The 682-nt window shown below is 64.5% G+C and carries 1 protein-coding gene; it reads left to right on the top strand.

Going from position 1 to position 682, the window contains the following annotated elements; translation table 11 throughout:
- Positions 1–68: 68 nt before the first annotated feature.
- On the top strand, positions 69–682 hold a 614-nt coding region (locus I0C86_RS38770; protein ID WP_196206293.1), incomplete at its 3' end, for an IS982 family transposase.

Raw genomic sequence — 682 nt, 5'->3', positions numbered from 1 at the left:
CTAGACGAGTAGTTCCGAAGTCTGGGGTCGATGTCCGGGCATGAGGAGAGGGCATCCAAGATCATGTTGTGACGCAAGACCTGGACACCCTCTTGACCGCACTGTACGTGAAGATCGACGACATGATCGGAGGACCCCGGTGGCGTGGCCGACCCCCACTACTCACCGACTCCGAACTGGTCTGTCTGGCTGTGGCCCAGGTCCTGCTCGGGGCCCGGTCCGAAGCGCACTGGCTGCGCTACGCCAACACCCACCTACGAGGCATGTTCCCGTACCTACCCCAGCGACCGGGCTACAACAAGCGCCTCCGTTCCGCCCTGCCGATGATCAAACGCGTTATCCGGGCCTTGGCCCGCGACAGCGACTTCTGGTTCGACAACCACTGGATCGTCGACTCCACCCCAGTGCCGTGTGGGATGTCCCGCCCGACCGTGCAACGCTCGGACCTGGCCGGCTGGGCCGGCTACGGCTACTGCGCCTCACACTCGCGGTTCTTCTGGGGACTGCGGCTGTACCTGGTCTGCACTCCTACCGGCATGCCGGTCCTGTGGGCTCTGGCGAACCCCAAGATCGGCGAACGCGAGGTACTGGCCGCGATGCTGGAAGCCGACGCCGGGGTGATCGCCGAACACGACGGCATCCTGCTCATCTCGGACAAGGGCTTCGCCTCCAAACCGTTCGA

Origin of the sequence: Plantactinospora alkalitolerans (genome assembly GCF_015690345.1) — a bacterium.
Lineage (GTDB): Bacteria > Actinomycetota > Actinomycetes > Mycobacteriales > Micromonosporaceae > Plantactinospora > Plantactinospora alkalitolerans.
The sequence above is the reverse complement of the archived record's forward strand: the minus strand, read 5'-3'. Positions and strand labels throughout refer to the sequence as shown.